The sequence below is a fragment of the Leptotrichia sp. oral taxon 223 genome (assembly GCF_013394795.1).
GTDB lineage: Bacteria > Fusobacteriota > Fusobacteriia > Fusobacteriales > Leptotrichiaceae > Leptotrichia.
This window is the reverse complement of the sequence record NZ_JABXYU010000001.1, coordinates 845,322-864,294: the sequence shown is the minus strand read 5'-3', so window position 1 is coordinate 864,294 and position 18,973 is coordinate 845,322. Positions and strand designations below refer to the sequence as shown.

Sequence of the window (18,973 nt, the reverse complement as noted above, 5' to 3'; positions counted from 1 at the left end):
ATTTGCGGCAATGAGCAATCCTGCGAAAATAAATAAAGAAAAAACATAAAATTAAAAAAAATATTTATTAACAAAAATAATACTAAAATAAAAATTTAGAAAATAACTTTGTTGAATTTTTTGAGGTAGAAAACAAGAAAATAAAATAATTTTCTCATTTTACTTTAATAAAAAGGTGCTATTATTATTATGAAATAAATAATTTGCTCTAATTATTTAATTTTTGAGAAGAGATTGAAATATGATAAGAGGTGATTTTTATGAAAAAAATTAGAGAAAATGTGAAAAAATTGCTTTTGCATTTTAAAAGTGGATTTGAGAGATTTCCGATAACGATTATTTTAACTTTTTTGCATTTTATTACAGGGGTGTATATAGCTGAAATTAGAAGTTTTGAGTCTGATTATTTTATTGAAATTAATTTGCTTTTGTTTGGAAGTGTTTTTATTACAGCGATGTTTGAAATGGTTCGAGAAAAATATTTTTATAAAAAAAATAGATGGCTAGTAAGAGGAATTTATTCGCTTATAACACTTGTTATATCAATTATTTTTTATGTAGAATATTTACGAACTAATGATTATTACAATATTTATTATTTTACATTAATTCCGATTTCTATAATTTTATTTTTATTAATCCCTATTTTAAAAAAGGAAAATAAGGAAAAATATTTGCAGTCAGTATTTTCAAGTTTTATTATAACAGGAATTTTTGCTGCGGTTCTCTGGGGTGGAATTGAAATAATACTGATAACAGTTAATTATTTATTTTTTAATTTTTATGATAAAGATAGTTTGTTTTTAAGATTATCTATGTACTTTTTCTGGTTTATAGTTGAAGTATTTGGAGAATCATTGTTTCTATCTTTATTGAAAAAATCTGATGATAATCTTGAAAATTATGAATTTCCGTTTATTTTTAATTTATTGATTAAATTTGTAATTATTCCGTTAATTATTATTTACACAGGTGTTTTATATATTTATATGGCGAAGGTTCTTATATCCATGCATTTGCCAAAAGGATTAATTTCTCACCTTGTTCTTTGGTACACAGCACTTAGTGTCGCTGTTATGATTTTAATAACACCATTTACACAGAAAGATAAATTTTTTGAGAACTTTAAAAAATATTTTCCATATTTTTCGATACCTTTAATTTTTGCTTCACTATTTGCAGTTTTTCAAAGAACGTATCAATATGGAATTACTGAAAATCGTTATTATGTACTAATTTCAATATTTTGGCTGTTTTTCTGCATGATTTTATACATAAGAAGAATGAATGTTACAGGAGTTTTCATAAGTTTAATTGTCTGTTTTATAATTTCAGTTTACACTCCGCTTAGTGCCAAAAATGTTAGTAATTTTAGCCAAAGTCAAAGATTGAAAAGAATGCTTGTAAAATATGGAGCTTTAAAAGATGGAAAAATTTCCAAAATTACACAAAAACTGACTGATGAAGAAGGTAGCCAGATTCATACAACGATTCAATACATATCTGATAACAGCACTATTGCGAAATTAAATTTCAAAAATGAAAAAGGTGAAGTTTATTCGACTCTTGGAGATTTGGAAAAAGGACTGGATGTGAAAGAATCTTGGAAAGATTATTATTACAGAAGTTATGATGGTGAAAATTACGAAGAACGGAAAGTTGTCACATATAAAGTAAAAAATATTGAAAATGCTGAAGTTATATCTGATATAGCAGGTTACGATAACTTTATATCTTATAAAAATGTTTATAATGAAGATTCGATAAATCAGGAAAATGAATCTGAAAAATATAAAATTATTTTAAAAAATAAAATAATCACAATAAACAGCAAAGATGGAACAGAACTTGCCAAAATAAATTACGAAGATGCAGTAAAGCAAATAGTGTCCAAATTAAAAACTTTAAAATTACAGGATGCAAATGATGCAGTGTATGAGGTTTCACAAAAAGATTTAGAATATATTGGAACAATAGGAAAAATTAATTATAAAATTTCTTTAAGAAGCATTAACGAAGAGACAGTAGATGGAAAACCAAAGGATTTGTATTATGATGAGTTTGATTTTATGTTTTCTGAAAAGAAATAGTTTTTGAAATAATCTTAAAACAGCCAAAACTCTTGAGTTTGATTTTAAAAAATGTTACTATGAATAAAAATGAAAGGAAAAATTAAATTATGAAAACTTTAATTATCTTGGCACATCCCGATATGGAAAATTCGAGAATTAACAAAAGATGGAAAGAAGAACTTGGAAAATATCCTGATAAAATCACAATCCATGAACTTTACAAGGAATATCCAGATTGGAACATAAACATTGAAAAGGAGCAGGAATTGCTTTCAAAACACGATAATATAATTTTTGAATTCCCGCTCTACTGGTACAGCAGTCCGCCAATATTAAAAAAATGGTTTGATGAAGTTCTTTCATATAACTGGGCTTACGGAAATGAATACAGGCTTAAAGTTAAAAACATAGGTTTTGCCGTATCTGTCGGAGGGCCGGAGCAGGAATATTCAAAAGAGGGTTCCGTTAGATTTTCGATGAATGAAATTTTAGTTCCTTTTGAAGCCACTGTCAAATACATTAAGGCAAATTTAATTCCCCATTATTTTGTTTTTGACACTGAAAATTTGAGCGATGAAAAGTTGTCAGAAAATGCTGAAAATTATATAAAATATATTTTCAATATAAAGTAGTTAAATTTAATAGAAGAACAATAAAAAATCGGGATTTTTCCAGCTATATTTTGACTTTCCAAAATTTTAAAAATTGCAGTCAGAAATTTGGCATTTAGCTTTAAACCAAGTTTGTTATTGCTTGTGGATTTATTCCGATTTTTTTGTGAAAGGAGAAAAATGACAATAAGAAGAAAACTTATGTTAATAAACATTTCTTTTATAACATTTGTATTATTAATTATATTTGTTTTTTTATTATATTTCCAATACACTGTTTATAGTTATATTTTAATTACCATATTAATATTGATTCAAGTATTGAGATTAGATAAAAAATTGCTCATGTATTATTATAAAAAATATATAAATATTTTAGATAAAGAACTTGATCCTGAAAAATTTATAGAAATTACGCAAAATGAATATAACAGAAATAATAATAAGCGTTATAGAAATTATATGAAACTGAATCTTTGTGCTGGATATTCTTCATTAGGAAAAGTAGAAGAAGCGTATCAAAATTTAAAAGATATAGATTTATCTAAAAAATCATTATTTAGAGAACAGGATAAAATATTGTATTATTATAATGAGGCTTTATTATTGCAGGAACTTGACAGAAAAGAAGAAGCGATAGTTATTTACAAAGAAAAAATTTTACAACTTAAAGAGAAATTTAAAACTAATAAGGAATTAGAAGGAATAAATCCTCTTATTGAATTTTTAAATGGTATTTTATTTTATGAAAATGACAATACAAAAATGATTGAAATTTTATCGGAATCATTAAAAAAATTAAGTAATAAACGTCAGATTCTAGTAATTAAAAATTTATTAGCAAATTATAAAGTAAAAGTAGGAGAGGTAGAAGAGGCAAAAGAATTATATGAAGAAGTTATTGAGAATGGGAACAAATTATATGTTGTGGAAAAGGCAAAAGAAAAGTTAAAGAAATTAGTAAATAACGAAAATTAAATTAATAAGTCGGGATGAATCTTTAAAGATTGTTCCGATTTTTTTGTAAAATGTACTAAAATTTATGTTTTATATTCATTTCATTGTTAATTTTTACTATTTTTATAAAAATTCAAACAAAAATGAAAAAATGTTGTTGACAAATGTTTGTTTATGTGTTATTATGTTTTTAGGAGGAAAGATGACACACATAATAAAACAAAATTGAAAAGTGTTATCGGAAAATATTATGAAAAAATTGACTAAAAAAGCAAATGAAATGAATTTAAAGGAATTGGCAGCGTATATTGATTATTCAGTTTTAAAGCCTGAATTTACAGAAAAAGAAATTGTTGAATTGACAAAAGATGGGGTGAAATTGGAGTGTGCTACGATTTGTATTAATCCAGCGTATATTGAATTATGCGAGCCATATGTAAAAGGAAGTGACACAATGTTGTGTCCTGTAACGGATTTTCCATTTGGAACAAGTTCTACTGAATCACGAGTTAAGCAAATTGAAGCAGTTGCGAAATATGATACGGTTAAGGAAATCGACATAGTTGCGAATTTTGGGCTGATAAGAAGTGGAAAATATGAGGAAGTTACAAAAGATATAAAAGCATGTGTTGAAGCGGCACACAAGTTTGGAAAGGAAATAAAAATTATTTTTGAAACGGATGCCTTGAATGAGGAGCAAATTAGAAAAACTTGCAAATGCTGTATTGAAGCAGGAGCTGATTTTGTAAAGACGAGTACAGGTTTTTTGACTGGACACGAAAATAAAGGGGCGATTCCTAAAGTTATAAAAATAATGCAAGAAGAAGTTGGAAATAAATGTAAAGTAAAGGGAAGTGGAGCAATACGGACAAGAGAGCATTTCCTCGAATTGATAGATATGGGAATAGATAGAATGGGGATTGGTTATAAATCTGTTCCAGTTGTTTTGAATTTGAAGGGTGAAAATGATAATAGTACAGACGAATATTAATATTATTTGATAAAAAACAAATATATAAATACAAATATAAAAATGGAGGATAAAATTATGAAATTCTTTATAAATCAATTAATCGGAAAAAATATAAAAACTAATGATACTTGGAAAAAAATGGTAAAAAAAGGACGAAAACTAGCAAACATTGATTTAGACAAAATAGTTGAAATACCAATGTCTCTTCAAGGCTTAAAGGCGTGTAAAGTTCTCTCGGGAGAAGGAATAAAAGTAAATATAACATCAATCTCTTATTCAGCACAGGCATTACTTGCAGCACGAGCAGGAGCAGATTATATTTCTCCAGTTATTGAAAATATAAAAGGAGTTGATACAGTAAAAGAAATTTCAGAAATGTTTAAAAGAGAAAAAATAAAAACTAAAATAATATTTGAAAAGAAAGAAATGCCATTGTATACTGCTAATTATGCGTAATAAAAAATATCCTTTTATTTAGTTTTTTTGTTTGATTTTTGAAAAAAATTATGTTATATTAAAAAAATAAGATAGGAAATATAATTTAAACATTAATTTTCATAAAATTAAACACAAAAAAGAAAAATTAGGAGTGTGAAAAGTTAAATGCTTGCAAGCGAAAGATTTGAAAAAATTGTAGAAATGGTAAATGAAAAGGGTATTGCAAATACAAAAGAGCTGGCTCAGATTTTGAATGTTACAGAAACTACTATTCGTAGGGATACAGAATTTCTGGAAAAACAGGGGAAAATTATTAGAGTCCACGGCGGTGCAAAAAGCATAAATCAAAAAACGGTTATGTCCAATCAAGATGAAAAGGATATGAAGGATCGTACAGAAAATTATGAAAAAAAAGATGAAGTGTGTAAAAAAGTGGCATCATTTATAAAGAATGGCGACTGTATTTTTCTTGACGGTGGAACTACAGTAGCTCCCATAGTAAAGTATCTGAAAGGAAAAAACGTAAAAATTGTAACAAACAGTATGCTTGTTGTCAAAGCCTTTAATGACAGCGATTCTGAATTGTTTGTGATAGGTGGGAAATATATAAAAGAGTATGATATGTCTGTTGGCTCAATTGCCTTAAATAATTTGTCAAATTTCAATTTTGATTATGCGATTTTAGGCTGTGCAGGACTGGATATTGAAAGACAGGTTGTTTATACAACCGAGATGGAAACAATGCTTATAAAGGAAAAAGCAATGGGGCTGGCTGTAAAAAAATATTTGCTGCTAGACGATTCAAAATTGTCAATACGAGGTTTTTACACATTTGTAAACACATTCGATTTTGACGCGATAATATGTAATAATTCTGAAAATTTGAACGAAGAAGAATTACCAGATAACTTTATAATTGTTTAATTAATTTGGTTTAAAAGCAGAAAAGAAAGGGTAAAATTGTAATGGATAAGAAAATTAGCAAATATGAAATTGCAAATTGTATCAATGTATTAGGAAATTTTTGTGGAAAGAGAGATATTGATGAATTAACAGCTTTTGAACTGATAAAAAAATATGGAGTTGAAAAAGCGGATGTGATGGTGCTTTTTGGCGGTTCTATTTTGGCTGGCGGGGATATTTTGGCAAATGCTATAAAAAATGATGTTGCTAGAAAATATGTTATTGTTGGGGGAAAAGGACATACAACGGCTTCATTAGAAAAACAGTTTTATAAATTATATCCAGATTCTGATAAAAGTTCCATTTTATCAGAAATTTCCGAAGCTGAAATTTTTAGAAATTATTTAAAATATAAGTATAATTTACAGCCTAATTTTCTTGAAATTTATTCCACAAACTGTGGAAACAACATTACAAACTTACTAAAATTACTAAAAGAAAAAAATATAGCTTTTAAAAATATAATAATTTCCCAAGATGCAACAATGCAGCTGCGAATGGAAGCTACTTTAAAAAAATACCTTTCAGAAAATATAAAAATTATTAATTTTGCAACCTATTCAGTCAAAGTTTGTGTTAAAGATGAAAAATTATGCTTTGAAAATGATATATTTGGAATGTGGGATATTGATAGATATATAACTTTGTTAATGGGTGAAATTCCAAGGCTTACAGATGATGAAGATGGATACGGACCTAAAGGAGCTGGCTATATAGCTCACATTGATATTCCAGAAGATGTTAAAAATGCCTTTTTGATATTAAAGCAAATTTATGGCGATAAAGTTAGAAAAGCCAATCCTTTGTATGCTTCTAAATAAATAATAAAAAAGAGCGTTCTTTTATAATAATTGAATGTTCTTATTTTTTGTATTTCAAATTTATCTTTTTAAAAATTCTTTTCCATAACTTCTATATTTTTCACAAAACACACCTTTCCATCTTCCCTATACTCCAAAAGCATTGGATAAATTTCCACTCCATTTTCCATTGCTTCATAAAAAGTTTCTGAAAATTTCCTGTCGATAATATGTTCAGGTGCAAAAATTTCAGACTTTCTAAATATGAGAATAAAGACAGCTGTTCTAAATCCTTCCTTTTTGAGTTCCATCAATTCTTTCAGATGTTTTAAGGCACGCACGGAAGGAGAGCCAGGAAATTGGGCAGTTTTTCCATTTACCAAAGTACAGCCTTTTACCTCAACATAAATTTTATCCTTTTCAGTTTCCAGATAAAAATCGAGTTTACTATTATTATGTTTAATTTCAGGCTTTATATATGAAGGCTTTCCAAATGGCGAAATTTCTGTATTGTTAAATATAGACTCTGTAATATACCGATGAAAAGCTGTGTTTATAAGTATAATTTCCCCGTGAACCTTTACTGCGATAACATCCCATTTAGTTTTTCTTTTTTCATTATCAGCACTTTTTATCAACAATTCTGCTCCATCAATCAATAATTCCGTCAATCTCCCTGTATCATGCAAATGAGCAAAATCTTCTTCAAAATATTTTTCATTTTCTGAACGCTTAAATTCAAATCTGACTGTAAATCGAGTAACTCTTTCCTTAAAATTCACAATTTTATCATAATCTATAGTATAAAGAATTTTATTTTTTTTCATTTGTTTTTCCTCTTTAAATATTTATGATTTTAGAATATCATATTTAAAATAAATAAACAAGAAAATTTTATGACTATTAATAAAGTCGGAAATATGTGATATAATAAATGATGATTTAAAGAATAAGATTAATGAAAAAATAAAAAAGAAAGGAAAATATTATGTTTGCAGATATTATTAAAGTGTTTATTTTAAGCCTTGTGGAAGGGCTTACAGAGTTTATACCTGTCAGTAGTACAGGGCATATGATTATTGTGGATCAGTTTTTGCAGCTTTCACAAAATGAGGAGTTTGCCAATGCATTTAAGATAATTATACAGCTGGGGGCGATTTTATCAGTAGTCGTGTATTATTGGAAAAGAATTTTTCCGTTTGCGAAGGGGCTTAGTCAAAGTCAGCGGATGGATATTGTTCAAATGTGGATAAAAATAGTGATTGCGGTGCTTCCTGCGGTTGTGCTGGGACTTCTGTTTGACGATATTATTGATAAAGTGCTGTTTAATTCGATAGTTGTGGCAGTAATGCTGGTTGTTTATGGAGTTATACTTATCTGGCTTGAGTCGAGGGAGAAAAAGGAAGGTGGAATTAATTCAATTACCCAAATGTCAGTAAAAACTGCGATTGGAGTAGGGCTGTTTCAATGTCTTGCGATGATTCCGGGAACTTCGAGATCGGCCGCTACGATTATTGGTGGAGTTTTGCTTGGGTTAAACAGAGTTTTAGCAACGGAATTTTCATTTTTTCTGGCGATTCCGACAATGCTTGGGGCGACACTTTTAAAACTAGTGAAACTTGGTACGGCTTTAAGCGGATATGAATGGTTCCTGATTGCTTTAGGGTTCGCTTTATCATTTGTATTTGCGTATGCTGTGATAAAAGTTTTTATGGATTATATTAAAAAGCATGATTTCAAGGTGTTTGGATATTATCGGATTGTCCTTGGGGTAGTTGTGCTGGTGCTATACTTTGTAGGAGTTATAAAATAGATGATAAGAGCAAATATTGAGATTAATCAGAATAAACTTGAGGAATTTATGCGTGTGCTTTTACCTGAGCATTATGATATTATTTCTGAAAATAGTGAAAATAATGTGGAAATTAGTGTGGATTTTGAAAAAAATCAGAGTGTGGAAAACTTTGACAAAAAATGTGGAAAACTGAAAGATTTAGAAAGTAAGAATACAGAAACAATCATTGTAAATACAGTGTTAATTGATAATAAAAATGGAAAAATCTTGAAAGAAGTAACATTTTCACATAAGAAAGTAAATGAAGAATATTTTGATCAGGCAGAAGTTATGGCAAAAAGTTCCTTGATGGAACTGTTTAATAAAAAAAATGAGTATAAATGGGGGATTTTAATAGGTGTGCGTCCTACAAAAATTGTAGGGCGATTTTTAAAAATGGGACTAACTTACAATGAAATTGATGAAATATTAGAAAAAATATATTTTGTAAGCGATGAAAAGAGAAAACTTCTGCTAGATATTGTAAAGCGTCAGGAGCCATATCTAGACAAGGAAACAATCGGAATTTATATTGGAATCGCCTTTTGTCCCACAAAATGTTCGTACTGCTCATTTCCAGCCTATCTGCTACGTGGAAAATATGCAGAGCGATATGACGAATACATAGAATCAATTTACCACGAAGTCCGTGAAATCGGACAATTAACACAGGAATTAGATTTAAAAATTAACACAATTTATATAGGTGGAGGAACACCTTCAATCTTAACGGCAGAAGAAATTGATAAATTGCTAAAAACAGTAAAAGAAAACTATAATTTGGATTATTTAAAGGAATTTACATTTGAGGCTGGAAGAATTGACACGCTGGATGAGGAAAAACTAGCTATTATTAAAAGCTATGGAATAAATAAAATCAGCATAAATCCGCAATCTTTTAATGAAAAGACTCTAAAACTTGTAAATCGTTATCACGACAGGAAGCAGTTTGACAATGTTTATAGGCTTGCCAAAAATCTGGGATTGGAAATAAATATGGACTTAATTTTAGGATTGCCACGTGAAATTACGGACGATATTTTGTACACAATGAATGAGATTTCCAAATATGATATGGAAAATCTGACAATTCATAACCTGGCAATAAAAAATGCTAGCCGTCTTAACAAAGAAAATTATGCTCACAAAGACATATTGGATTATGAAAAAATTTACGAAAAAATCGAAAATGTGACTAAAAATAAAGAACTTTTTCCATATTATATGTATCGCCAGAAAAATAGCTTTCAATGGGGAGAAAATCTTGGATATTCTTTAAACGGAAGTGAGTCGATTTATAACATTGAAATGATTGAGGAAAATAAGACAATCATTGGAATTGGGGCTGGTGCGATTACGAAACTTATCTGGTTTGACAAAGAAAAAAATCGGGATAATATAAAAAGGCTTGTAAATCCCAAAGATCCACTGGTGTGGATGAATGAGCTGGAAGATCGGTTGGAACATAAAAAGGCTGCAATTCAGAAATTATTTGAAAAATAAATTTTTAGGCGATTGTAAAAGTAATAAAGATTAAGTAACATCACTGCTTATAATCACAAGGGGTTAAAACCCCTTGTCAGGGAATGGAGAAAAATAATAAAACTAAAAATTTAAAATCAATTTTAAATTACATAACTATTCTGTTCAAATCTTGAAATTACTTAATTTTATCAGTTCGTATTTACATAAATAAATTCTTTTTAAATCTTTTTACATAAAATAATCAAAAAAATTTGAAAAACATTAGTGAATATTTTATAAATAAAATCGAAGAAATCAGATGATAATGGAAAGTATAATTTTATCTAATTTAATTTTAAATTAATTAATATAAAGTTGAGTAAAGCCAATATTTATGGGAGATTTTGGGAAAATGAGAAAGTAAAAAATCTCGTCTAAAAAAATAAACCTATAATTGTTATTATGAAAATGTTTGCAGGAATATTGCTGCATAGATAATAATTATGGGGTGAAACAGGCAGTGGAAATTGATTTTAATGAGAGCGATTTGTTAAAAGAGGTTTTAAATTTTAAAATTGTTAGCAGAAAGTATCTGGAAGAGAAATATGGATTTAAAAAATTAGACTATACGATTGAAAATGTAAATGATTTTTTACGGGAAAATAATAATGGGATAATTCATAAAAGTAAAAATTATTTATACTATTTTGGAAAGTATGACGAAAAGATATTCAAAGTAGAAGACAGAAGCATAAATATGAAAATGTCATTTAGAAGGGAGCTTATTTCGCTTATCTTGCTATTTAGGAAAGAAAAGTTGAACATTTACCAGTTTAATAAGCAAATAAATAGAACTCAGGAAAATACAAGAAATATTCAAAACGATCTGAAACAGATATTAAAAAATTTTAATATAAAATATTCAGAGTATATGAAGTGCGAAAGCGTTGAAAAACTGTTTAGAGAAAAAAATTACAATTTAAAAGAATTAGGTGAGGAGTACCTAAAGGAAGCACTATCAAAAAGACTGGAAAGAATTTATCTGGGAAGAGCAACATATCAGGAAAACTTTTATTTTAAACTGCTGCACAGAATTTTGGAAATGCAGAATATTAAGTACATAAAAAAGATACTTTTTTCATATATTGAAGAATTTACTAACATAATTTCATTAGATGAAAAATATGCTATGTTGACATATTTAATTTCAAATATAAAAAACAGCGATATAAAAAGTAGATTTAATGTTAAAAGAAATACTGAAAATGAAGAATATTTCTTAATGATAGAAAAAATTTTTAAAAAAGAAAGACTGGAAGTAAATTTTAAATTTGTAACAATATTTTACAAAAAGCTGCATAAAAAGCGTGAAAATTATAAAAAAATAATAAATGAAATTAATAATGGGTTAACATTAAGTGGCACTAAAAATGTAAAAGATACGGATGCGGATTTAGAAATAAGAAATATTGAAAAAGCAAACAGTCAGGATAAAATAAAAATTTATAGCATTGCTGAATCATCAGTAAATTTTGAAAATGAAAATTTACTAAACAAGCAAATAGTGAAGCAATATGTCCAACAGGACAAAGTTCCTGAAATCTCGACATTAGTGTTAATAGATCTGGAAGAAAAAGATATTTTGAAAAATTATAATAAGATAAAGAAAATCTTTAATTTTATAAACATAGTAAAAGTGGAGCATTTGACAGACTTTAAGAAGATAATTTCTAAAAATAGCAATGATTTTGAACAGATATTACTAGTTTCAAGTTCAAAATTTGTAAATGTAATAAAAAATTTTTCATATACGCCAATATATCAATTTGAAATTGAGAAAGAAAAGGGGGCTTTAAAAAATCGGGTTAAATTCTTAAAACAGATGATATATTTAAGAGCAATGATGTTACAGTATTTGGAATTTAAGACAGACAGAAGAATATTTTCCAGAAAATAAAAGTTTTAATAAATTTAGCAAGAAGACTACTGCTGCTACAAGTGGAAGATGAATTGGTTTTTTACAAAAAAGTAAAAAAATTTAGTAAAATGTCGCAATTAATATTGCAATTTATGAACATAAAAAATAAAAATAGACTTATAAAAGTCTTTAAGTTTCATAAGTTATTTTTTTCACTATTTATCGATACTTGTGTAGATTTTTATTATCAAAAAAAAAATAAAAATTTTTTAAAATATGTTTGCTTTTGTAAAATTTTTGAGGTATAATGATTATACAGTGAAAACAATATTATAATCATTACAAAATGAAACAAATAAATTAAAAAAAATAATTTGAAAGGATGTGTTGTTAAATAATGGATGCATGGAGAGGATTTAAAGAAGGAAATTGGAAAGACAACATTGATGTTACAGAATTTATCAGATTGAATTACACTGAATATTTAGGAGATGACAGCTTTTTGGAAGGACCGACGGAAGCTACTACTGAATTGTGGAAAAGTCTTTCAGAAAAATTTAAAGTAGAAAGAGAAAAGGGTATTTATGATGCAGAAACTAAAATACCTTCTCAAATTGACGCTTATGGAGCAGGATACATTAATAAAGATTTGGAAAAGATCGTAGGACTGCAAACTGACGCACCTTTAAAAAGAGCAATTTTCCCAAATGGTGGACTAAGAATGGTAAAAAACAGCTTAAATGCCTATGGGTATAAACTAGATCCAGAAACTGAAGAAATTTATACTAAATATAGAAAAACTCATAATGACGGAGTTTTTTCAGCTTATACTGAACAAATAAGAAAAGCCAGACATACAGGAATTATTACAGGACTTCCAGACGCTTACGGACGTGGAAGAATTATTGGAGATTACAGAAGAGTTGCACTTTACGGAGTGGACAGATTGATTGCAGATAGAGAAGAACAATACAAAAATTTAGATCCAGCTGAAATGACTGAAGACGTAATTAGACTTAGAGAAGAAGTTTTTGAACAAATTAAAGCATTAAAAGCATTAAAGAGAATGGCCGAAGCTTATGGATTTGACATTTCAGGACCTGCTACTAATGGTAGGGAAGCTGTACAATGGCTGTACTTCGCATACTTAGCCGCTACAAAAGATCAAAACGGAGCTGCAATGAGTATTGGTAGAACTTCTACATTCCTAGACATTTTCTTGGAAAGAGATTTGCAGGAAGGAACTTTAACTGAAAAAGAAGCTCAGGAAATAATGGACCACTTCGTTATGAAATTAAGAATAATCAGATTCCTAAGAACACCTGAATATGATGCATTGTTCTCAGGAGATCCAGTTTGGGTAACTGAATCAATTGGAGGAATGGGAGCAGATGGAAGATCAATGGTTACAAAAAATTCATTTAGAATTTTACACACATTGTACAACATGGGAACTTCGCCTGAACCAAACTTAACAGTATTATGGAGTGAAAAATTACCTGAAACTTGGAAAAAATTCTGTGCTAAAGTATCAATTGATACATCATCAGTACAATATGAAAATGACGACATTATGCGTCCACAGTTTGGTAACGATTACGGAATCGCATGTTGTGTATCACCAATGACAATTGGACACCAAATGCAGTTCTTCGGAGCAAGAGTAAACTTGCCAAAAGCGTTACTATATGCAATTAATGGTGGAAAAGATGAAAAATCAAAAATCCAAGTTACTCCAGAAGGTCAATTTGAACCAATTAAAGGTGAATACTTGGAATTTGATGAAGTTTGGGAAAAATTAGACAAAGTATTAGACTGGTTAGCTTCAACTTATGTTAAAGCACTAAATATCATTCACTATATGCACGACAAATATTCTTATGAAGCATTGGAAATGTCATTGCATGACATCAACATCAGAAGAACAGAAGCATTTGGAATTGCTGGACTTTCAATTATTGCAGATTCACTTGCAGCTATTAAATATGGTAAAGTAAAAGTTGTAAGAGATGAAGACGGTGATGCAGTTGATTATATCAATGAAAAAGACTATGTTCCATTCGGAAATAATGACGATGCGACAGATCAGTTTGCAGTAGACATTACAAGAAGATTTATGAACAAATTAAGAACTCACAAAATGTACAGAGATGCAACCCCTACACAATCTGTATTGACAATTACTTCAAATGTTGTATACGGTAAGAAAACAGGAAATACTCCTGATGGAAGAAGAGCTGGAGCACCATTTGGACCAGGAGCAAACCCTATGCATGGAAGAGATACAAGAGGAGCTGTTGCTTCACTTGCCTCAGTAGCTAAAATCCCATTTGAAGATGCAAATGACGGAATTTCTTACACATTTGCAATTACACCAGAAACATTAGGTAAAAATGCAAATGAAAAACAAACTAACCTAGTTGGATTAATGGATGGATACTTCAATCAAACAGGGCATCACTTGAATGTAAACGTATTTGGAAGAGATTTGTTGGAAGATGCGATGGAACATCCTGAAAATTATCCTCAATTGACAATAAGAGTTTCTGGATATGCAGTAAACTTTGTTAAATTGACTAGGGAACAACAATTAGATGTAATTAACAGAACAATTTCAAATAAAATGTAATATTTGAAGAATTTAGAAAATTAATTATAAAAATCTAAAGTAAATTTTTAATAATTTGCCAAAAATACGAAAAATGTCGCATAGTTTCATAAAATATGAGTTATGCGGCATTCTTTTCTATTATTTGTTTGACAGCTAATTTTTAGTTTACAGTAAATCTGTTTAATAATTTTTTTGAATAAGCAAACGGTTATTAATCAATAAATTTAAAATAAAATTTAAGTTATTGAAAAAAGGAAAGAGAGAAATTAATATGGAAGTGAAAGGATATATACATTCGTTTGAATCATTTGGAACTAAGGATGGGCCGGGAATTAGATTTGTGCTGTTTTTACAGGGATGTCCGCTCAGATGTCTGTATTGCCATAATGTTGACACGTGGGAGATTAAAGACAAAAAAATGGTGATGACTGCACAGGAAGTTATGAAGGAAATTCTGAAAGTAAGGGGATTTATAAAGACTGGAGGAGTTACTGTATCTGGAGGCGAGCCTTTAATGCAGCCTGAATTTTTGATGGAATTATTTAAACTTTGTCGTGAAAATGGGATTCAGACGGCACTTGATACATCGGGATACATCTTTAATGAAAAGGCAAAAAGAGTGCTGGAACTTGTAGATATGGTGCTTCTTGACATTAAGCAGATAAATCCTGAAAGATATAAAATATTGACAGGAGTAGAGCTTGACAACACACTAAAATTTGCAAAATACTTAAATGAAATTAATAAGCCGACTTGGTTAAGATATGTGCTGGTTCCTGGATATTCAGATGATGAGCAAGATTTGCGCGACTGGGCTAAGTTTACTTCGCAGTTGAAAAATGTGGAAAGAGTGGATATTTTGCCATTTCACCAGATGGGGCAGTATAAATGGGAAAAGGTTGGAAAGGAATACAAATTAAAAGATACGCCAACTCCAGATCGAGAATTGATTGATAAGGCAGAAGGGATTTTTAGATCTTATGGTCTAAAAATGCTGGATAAATAAAATTAAGGGAATTAGTTCTAGTTTTATTAGAATCAGTTCCCTTTTAAATTTTTTATTTTTTAAATTTTACTGAATAAATTATATTTTTTGCTTGTCCTAAATCATCAACTTGAGCGATTCCGATACCAATAACTTTAGATTTGAAGGGTTTAAAATCATATTTTGAAGTAAATGCGTCTATTTTAGCTGAATCTTCTGGAGTAAGTAAAGTTATGTGCGGATCAAAACTTGTAAATACGTTTGGAGAGCCGTACAAATTGAAAGATTTTACTTTTTCAGGAATAGATTTTGCCCAGTCGGGAACTTTTGCGTCCTTTGCACGATATTTGTTTAAGCTGACTGTTATTTCATCTGCAAGCTGCTGTATAGCTTCATTGTTTTGAGCATCAAGCATAAACCAGTTTCCGCCAGTTTTTCTTAATCTGTAAAATTCTATATCAAAAGGCTTTGTCTGATTTGCAATTTTGTTGACAGTATTCTTTATTGTTTTTAGTGTTTCAGGCTTGTATTCTGTAAGATAAAGTGTCAGATGAACGGCATATCCTTTGGAATAAAGGCTTTCGATTCCTACGTCTTTAAGTCCTTTTGAAATGTTTTCCACATTTTTAGTTGCATTGTTATCCATAATTACAAAAACATTATAATTTACATTGGAAAAAACATTGATACAAAACATTAAAAAAATTGAAAAAAATAATTTTTTCATAATAAAACCTCCTAAATTTTTTGTTTCAGATTACTTTTACTACAATTATACCTTAAAATATTTTAAAAACAAGATTTAAAAAATATTTTAGTTCAAATTTGACTGATTTCAATATGTTTATTTTATTTTTTGGTAAATTTGTCTAAAAATTTGTAAAGAAGACTATTCATTCCATCATAGTTATTGCTACGTATTGTTTGAGGAGATTGAACAAAAGGTAAAGTTTGGCTATCCTGCTCAAGAGTTTTATCTGAATCTATTAATAATTCAGTTAGAGCTTTTGTAAATTCGAGATGACATTGAAAGCCATAATGTTTTTCGCTATATTTTATAATCTGTCGTGGACACCCTTTACTTGTTGCCAAGACTTTTGCAGTATCTGTTAATCCTGGCATATCACTATGCCAATGCCCTACAATAGCCTGTTTTCCAAAATGTTTTATGTTATCATCTTCTAGTCCATCTTTTGTCAGTTCAATTGGAAAATTTCCTATTTCACGGAAAGGGCTTTTTTCTGTTTTTCCACCAAATGCCTCTCCCAGCAATTGAGCTCCAAGACATACTCCAACTACAAATTTATCTGCCTTTATAGCTTTTCTAATTAATTCAATTTCAGTTTTTGCATCAAAATAGGGAAATTCGCTATTATCTCCAATAGGACTCTGCGGTCCGCCCATCACAATTAAAAAATCAAATGAATCTGCATTTTCAGGTAACTTTTCATATTGATATACTTTTGTTGTAGAAATATCGTGTCCAGAAAGTGCCGCCCAAGCAAGGTAAGCTCCTGGTGCTTCAAATGTTTCGTGTAATATGAAGTGTATTTTCATTGTTGTTCTCCTTTAATTTTTGGATTTATTATATAATTTTTCGTCAGATATTTCAATAGAGAAATTTTGAAGTACAAATAGAAATTTTATAATAAAATTGAAAAAACTTATAAAAATCATCTTGATATATGGTATAATATTTGTAATGTGAGAAAAATTTTTAGGAGAGAAAATTGTTGAAAATAGGAATTGTAGCTGAATATAATCCGTTTCACAATGGACATTTGTATCAAATCAGGAAAATTAAGGAGATATTTGGTGAAGATGTTTTGGTTGTGGTTGTGATAAGTGGAGATTTTGTTCAGCGGGGGGAAATTTCGTTTTTGGATAAGTGGGAGAAAACACAGGTTAATTTAGAGTGTGGAGTTGGTTTGGTTGTGGAACTGCCACTTTATTATTCGATTCAGAATGCTGAGATTTTTTCAAGAATGGCGACACGAATTTTGGATTATCTGGGGATGGATGTTCAGGTTTTTGGAGCGGAAGAGGAAAATATTGAGATTTTGCAAAAGGTGCTTGAACTGCAGAAAAAACAGGATTATAAGGACAATCTTATGGAGTATATGAAAAAAGGCAACAGTTACAGCACTTCTCAAAGACTGGCATTAAAGGAATATAATCTAGATGGAATTGTGAAGTCGAATAATATTCTGGCTCTGGAATATATGCGTGAAATAGAGAATAATAATCTTAGAATAAAGCCATATGTTATAAAAAGAGAGGTTTCAGAATATAATGAAGAAAAAGTGTCTGAGGATAGAGAAGAATTTGCAAGTGCTTCGTTTTTGAGAAATGAATTGGAGAAGATTTTGGATGAATTTTCTCAAAAGGAATTTGCAAAAATAAAAAGATTATTTATTGAAAGTAAGGAAAATTTTTGTAAAAATAAAACGGATTATGATGGGAATTTTGACTTTAAAGGAAATAAAAAAATTGGTAAAATAAAAAATTCTATTACCAAAAAGAAATTTAATTTTTTAAAAAATGGAAAAGTAGAAAATTCAAAAGAAATTGTTGAAAAAAATTATAATTTTGAGAAAAATCAAAATACTGAAAAAAAAATTATACGAAAATTAGAAGAAATTCAGAAATTTGTACCAGAAAAATCATTTGAGATTATTTTTAAAAATTTAGAATGGAAGGTAAATAAGGGAATTAATGGGGATAAAATAAAGGAAGAAATCTTTAAAATTGTGAAATATAAGATTTTAACGGGAAAAAAAGAAAAAATAATGGAAATATATGATATAACTGAAGAAATTTATGCTAGAATATGTGGAGCAATGATAATTTCACAAAGTTATTTGGAATTTTTGAAAAATACAAAATCTAGAAATTTATCGAATAGACGTGTAGAACGGATTATTTTGAATATTTTACTAAATATAAAAGCTAAAATGATGGATTTTGAAATAAATTATGTAAGAATTTTAGGCTTTAATAAAAAGGGGCAGGAGTATTTGAAAAAAATTCGAGAAAATAATAAAATTGAAAACTTTAATGTGGAAAATGAGTTTCAGAAAAAAAATGTCTTTGTAAATTGGAAGGATATTGAAAAATTTGGAAATTCTGATAAAAATAATAAAAATTCAGAAATTCAAGAAAACTTTTTAGAAAAAATAAAAGTTGAGAAAAATGGATTTTTGATAAAGGAATTAATTTTAGGAAAAAAAGAGAAATTAAATCCCATAGTTTGTTTGGATTGAATTATTTTAATAAATAAAATATAAGAAATTGGAAAAGTGAAAAGTTATAAAAGTAAATAACAACAGTTTTTATACAGCGAAGAG

16 protein-coding genes are annotated in these 18,973 nt (G+C 28.7%); 13 read left to right on the top strand and 3 right to left on the bottom strand.

Going from position 1 to position 18,973, the window contains the following annotated elements; translation table 11 throughout:
* The first annotated feature begins 260 nt into the window (after window positions 1-260).
* The 7 genes from HW275_RS04045 (at window position 261) to HW275_RS04015 (ending at window position 6,835) form a co-directional block, all read left to right on the top strand.
* Complete coding sequence (locus tag HW275_RS04045) at window positions 261-2,090, top strand: DUF4153 domain-containing protein (RefSeq protein WP_178935351.1); 1,830 nt, start codon at window positions 261-263, stop codon at window positions 2,088-2,090.
* 89 nt (window positions 2,091-2,179) lie between these two features.
* The gene (locus HW275_RS04040) at window positions 2,180-2,704 is read left to right on the top strand and encodes an NAD(P)H-dependent oxidoreductase (protein ID WP_178935349.1); all 525 of its coding nucleotides are present in this window, start codon (window positions 2,180-2,182) and stop codon (window positions 2,702-2,704) included.
* Window positions 2,705-3,028: 324 nt separating this feature from the next.
* Entirely contained in the window at window positions 3,029-3,661 is a 633-nt protein-coding gene (locus HW275_RS04035; RefSeq protein ID WP_178936401.1) for a hypothetical protein, read from the top strand.
* Between the two features lie 229 nt (window positions 3,662-3,890).
* Window positions 3,891-4,631 carry a deoxyribose-phosphate aldolase gene (gene deoC / locus HW275_RS04030; protein ID WP_178935347.1) on the top strand — a complete coding sequence of 247 codons (741 nt, stop codon included), beginning with the start codon at window positions 3,891-3,893 and terminating at the stop codon, window positions 4,629-4,631.
* Between the two features lie 57 nt (window positions 4,632-4,688).
* Window positions 4,689-5,069: a transaldolase family protein gene (locus HW275_RS04025; protein WP_178935345.1), complete on the top strand. Its 381-nt coding sequence runs from the start codon at window positions 4,689-4,691 to the stop codon at window positions 5,067-5,069.
* 147 nt (window positions 5,070-5,216) lie between these two features.
* Window positions 5,217-5,975: a DeoR/GlpR family DNA-binding transcription regulator gene (locus HW275_RS04020; RefSeq protein WP_178935343.1), complete on the top strand. Its 759-nt coding sequence runs from the start codon at window positions 5,217-5,219 to the stop codon at window positions 5,973-5,975.
* Window positions 5,976-6,016: 41 nt separating this feature from the next.
* On the top strand, window positions 6,017-6,835 hold the full coding sequence (locus tag HW275_RS04015) for a YdcF family protein (RefSeq protein ID WP_178935341.1): 819 nt from the start codon (window positions 6,017-6,019) through the stop codon (window positions 6,833-6,835).
* A gap of 68 nt (window positions 6,836-6,903) precedes the next feature.
* Here the strand turns inward: HW275_RS04015 and sfsA are convergent, their stop codons facing one another.
* Window positions 6,904-7,641: a DNA/RNA nuclease SfsA gene (gene sfsA / locus HW275_RS04010; RefSeq protein WP_178935339.1), complete on the bottom strand. Its 738-nt coding sequence runs from the start codon at window positions 7,639-7,641 to the stop codon at window positions 6,904-6,906.
* A 161-nt stretch (window positions 7,642-7,802) separates the two neighbouring features.
* Between sfsA and HW275_RS04005 the strand changes: the two genes are divergently transcribed.
* The 5 genes from HW275_RS04005 (at window position 7,803) to pflA (ending at window position 15,647) form a co-directional block, all read left to right on the top strand.
* Window positions 7,803-8,627, top strand: coding sequence for an undecaprenyl-diphosphate phosphatase (locus tag HW275_RS04005; RefSeq protein WP_178935337.1), 825 nt, complete (start codon window positions 7,803-7,805; stop codon window positions 8,625-8,627).
* Window positions 8,628-10,151, top strand: a complete 1,524-nt coding sequence (locus tag HW275_RS04000; RefSeq protein WP_178935335.1) for a coproporphyrinogen III oxidase — start codon at window positions 8,628-8,630, stop codon at window positions 10,149-10,151. It abuts the gene before it with no gap.
* A gap of 481 nt (window positions 10,152-10,632) precedes the next feature.
* Window positions 10,633-12,069 (top strand): hypothetical protein, encoded by a 1,437-nt coding sequence (locus HW275_RS03995; protein WP_178935333.1) that lies wholly within the window; start codon window positions 10,633-10,635, stop codon window positions 12,067-12,069.
* A gap of 358 nt (window positions 12,070-12,427) precedes the next feature.
* Window positions 12,428-14,659, top strand: coding sequence for a formate C-acetyltransferase (pflB, locus tag HW275_RS03990; protein WP_178935331.1), 2,232 nt, complete (start codon window positions 12,428-12,430; stop codon window positions 14,657-14,659).
* Window positions 14,660-14,918: 259 nt separating this feature from the next.
* Window positions 14,919-15,647, top strand: a complete 729-nt coding sequence (gene pflA, locus HW275_RS03985; RefSeq protein ID WP_178936400.1) for a pyruvate formate-lyase-activating protein — start codon at window positions 14,919-14,921, stop codon at window positions 15,645-15,647.
* 52 nt (window positions 15,648-15,699) lie between these two features.
* On the opposite strand, the gene HW275_RS03980 is transcribed toward pflA, so the two are convergent.
* Entirely contained in the window at window positions 15,700-16,353 is a 654-nt protein-coding gene (locus HW275_RS03980) for a 2'-5' RNA ligase family protein (RefSeq protein ID WP_178935329.1), read from the bottom strand.
* A 122-nt stretch (window positions 16,354-16,475) separates the two neighbouring features.
* On the bottom strand, window positions 16,476-17,183 hold the full coding sequence (locus HW275_RS03975; RefSeq protein WP_178935326.1) for a type 1 glutamine amidotransferase: 708 nt from the start codon (window positions 17,181-17,183) through the stop codon (window positions 16,476-16,478).
* Window positions 17,184-17,359: 176 nt separating this feature from the next.
* On the opposite strand from HW275_RS03975, the gene HW275_RS03970 reads away from it, so the two are divergent.
* Window positions 17,360-18,889 (top strand): nucleotidyltransferase family protein, encoded by a 1,530-nt coding sequence (locus HW275_RS03970; RefSeq protein WP_255460009.1) that lies wholly within the window; start codon window positions 17,360-17,362, stop codon window positions 18,887-18,889.
* The last annotated feature ends 84 nt before the right edge of the window (window positions 18,890-18,973 follow it).

Excerpts from the sequence above, each read along its gene's own strand:
- HW275_RS04045 (WP_178935351.1), top strand. The coding sequence starts at position 261 with ATGAAAAAAATTAGAGAAAATGTGAAAAAATTGCTTTTGCATTTTAAA.
- HW275_RS04040 (WP_178935349.1), top strand. The coding sequence starts at position 2,180 with ATGAAAACTTTAATTATCTTGGCACATCCCGATATGGAAAATTCGAGA.
- HW275_RS04035 (WP_178936401.1), top strand. The coding sequence starts at position 3,029 with ATGTATTATTATAAAAAATATATAAATATTTTAGATAAAGAACTTGAT.
- deoC (WP_178935347.1), top strand. The coding sequence starts at position 3,891 with ATGAAAAAATTGACTAAAAAAGCAAATGAAATGAATTTAAAGGAATTG.
- HW275_RS04025 (WP_178935345.1), top strand. The coding sequence starts at position 4,689 with ATGAAATTCTTTATAAATCAATTAATCGGAAAAAATATAAAAACTAAT.
- HW275_RS04020 (WP_178935343.1), top strand. The coding sequence starts at position 5,217 with ATGCTTGCAAGCGAAAGATTTGAAAAAATTGTAGAAATGGTAAATGAA.
- HW275_RS04015 (WP_178935341.1), top strand. The coding sequence starts at position 6,017 with ATGGATAAGAAAATTAGCAAATATGAAATTGCAAATTGTATCAATGTA.
- sfsA (WP_178935339.1), bottom strand. The coding sequence starts at position 7,641 with ATGAAAAAAAATAAAATTCTTTATACTATAGATTATGATAAAATTGTG.
- HW275_RS04005 (WP_178935337.1), top strand. The coding sequence starts at position 7,803 with ATGTTTGCAGATATTATTAAAGTGTTTATTTTAAGCCTTGTGGAAGGG.
- HW275_RS04000 (WP_178935335.1), top strand. The coding sequence starts at position 8,628 with ATGATAAGAGCAAATATTGAGATTAATCAGAATAAACTTGAGGAATTT.
- pflB (WP_178935331.1), top strand. The coding sequence starts at position 12,428 with ATGGATGCATGGAGAGGATTTAAAGAAGGAAATTGGAAAGACAACATT.
- HW275_RS03980 (WP_178935329.1), bottom strand. The coding sequence starts at position 16,353 with ATGAAAAAATTATTTTTTTCAATTTTTTTAATGTTTTGTATCAATGTT.
- HW275_RS03975 (WP_178935326.1), bottom strand. The coding sequence starts at position 17,183 with ATGAAAATACACTTCATATTACACGAAACATTTGAAGCACCAGGAGCT.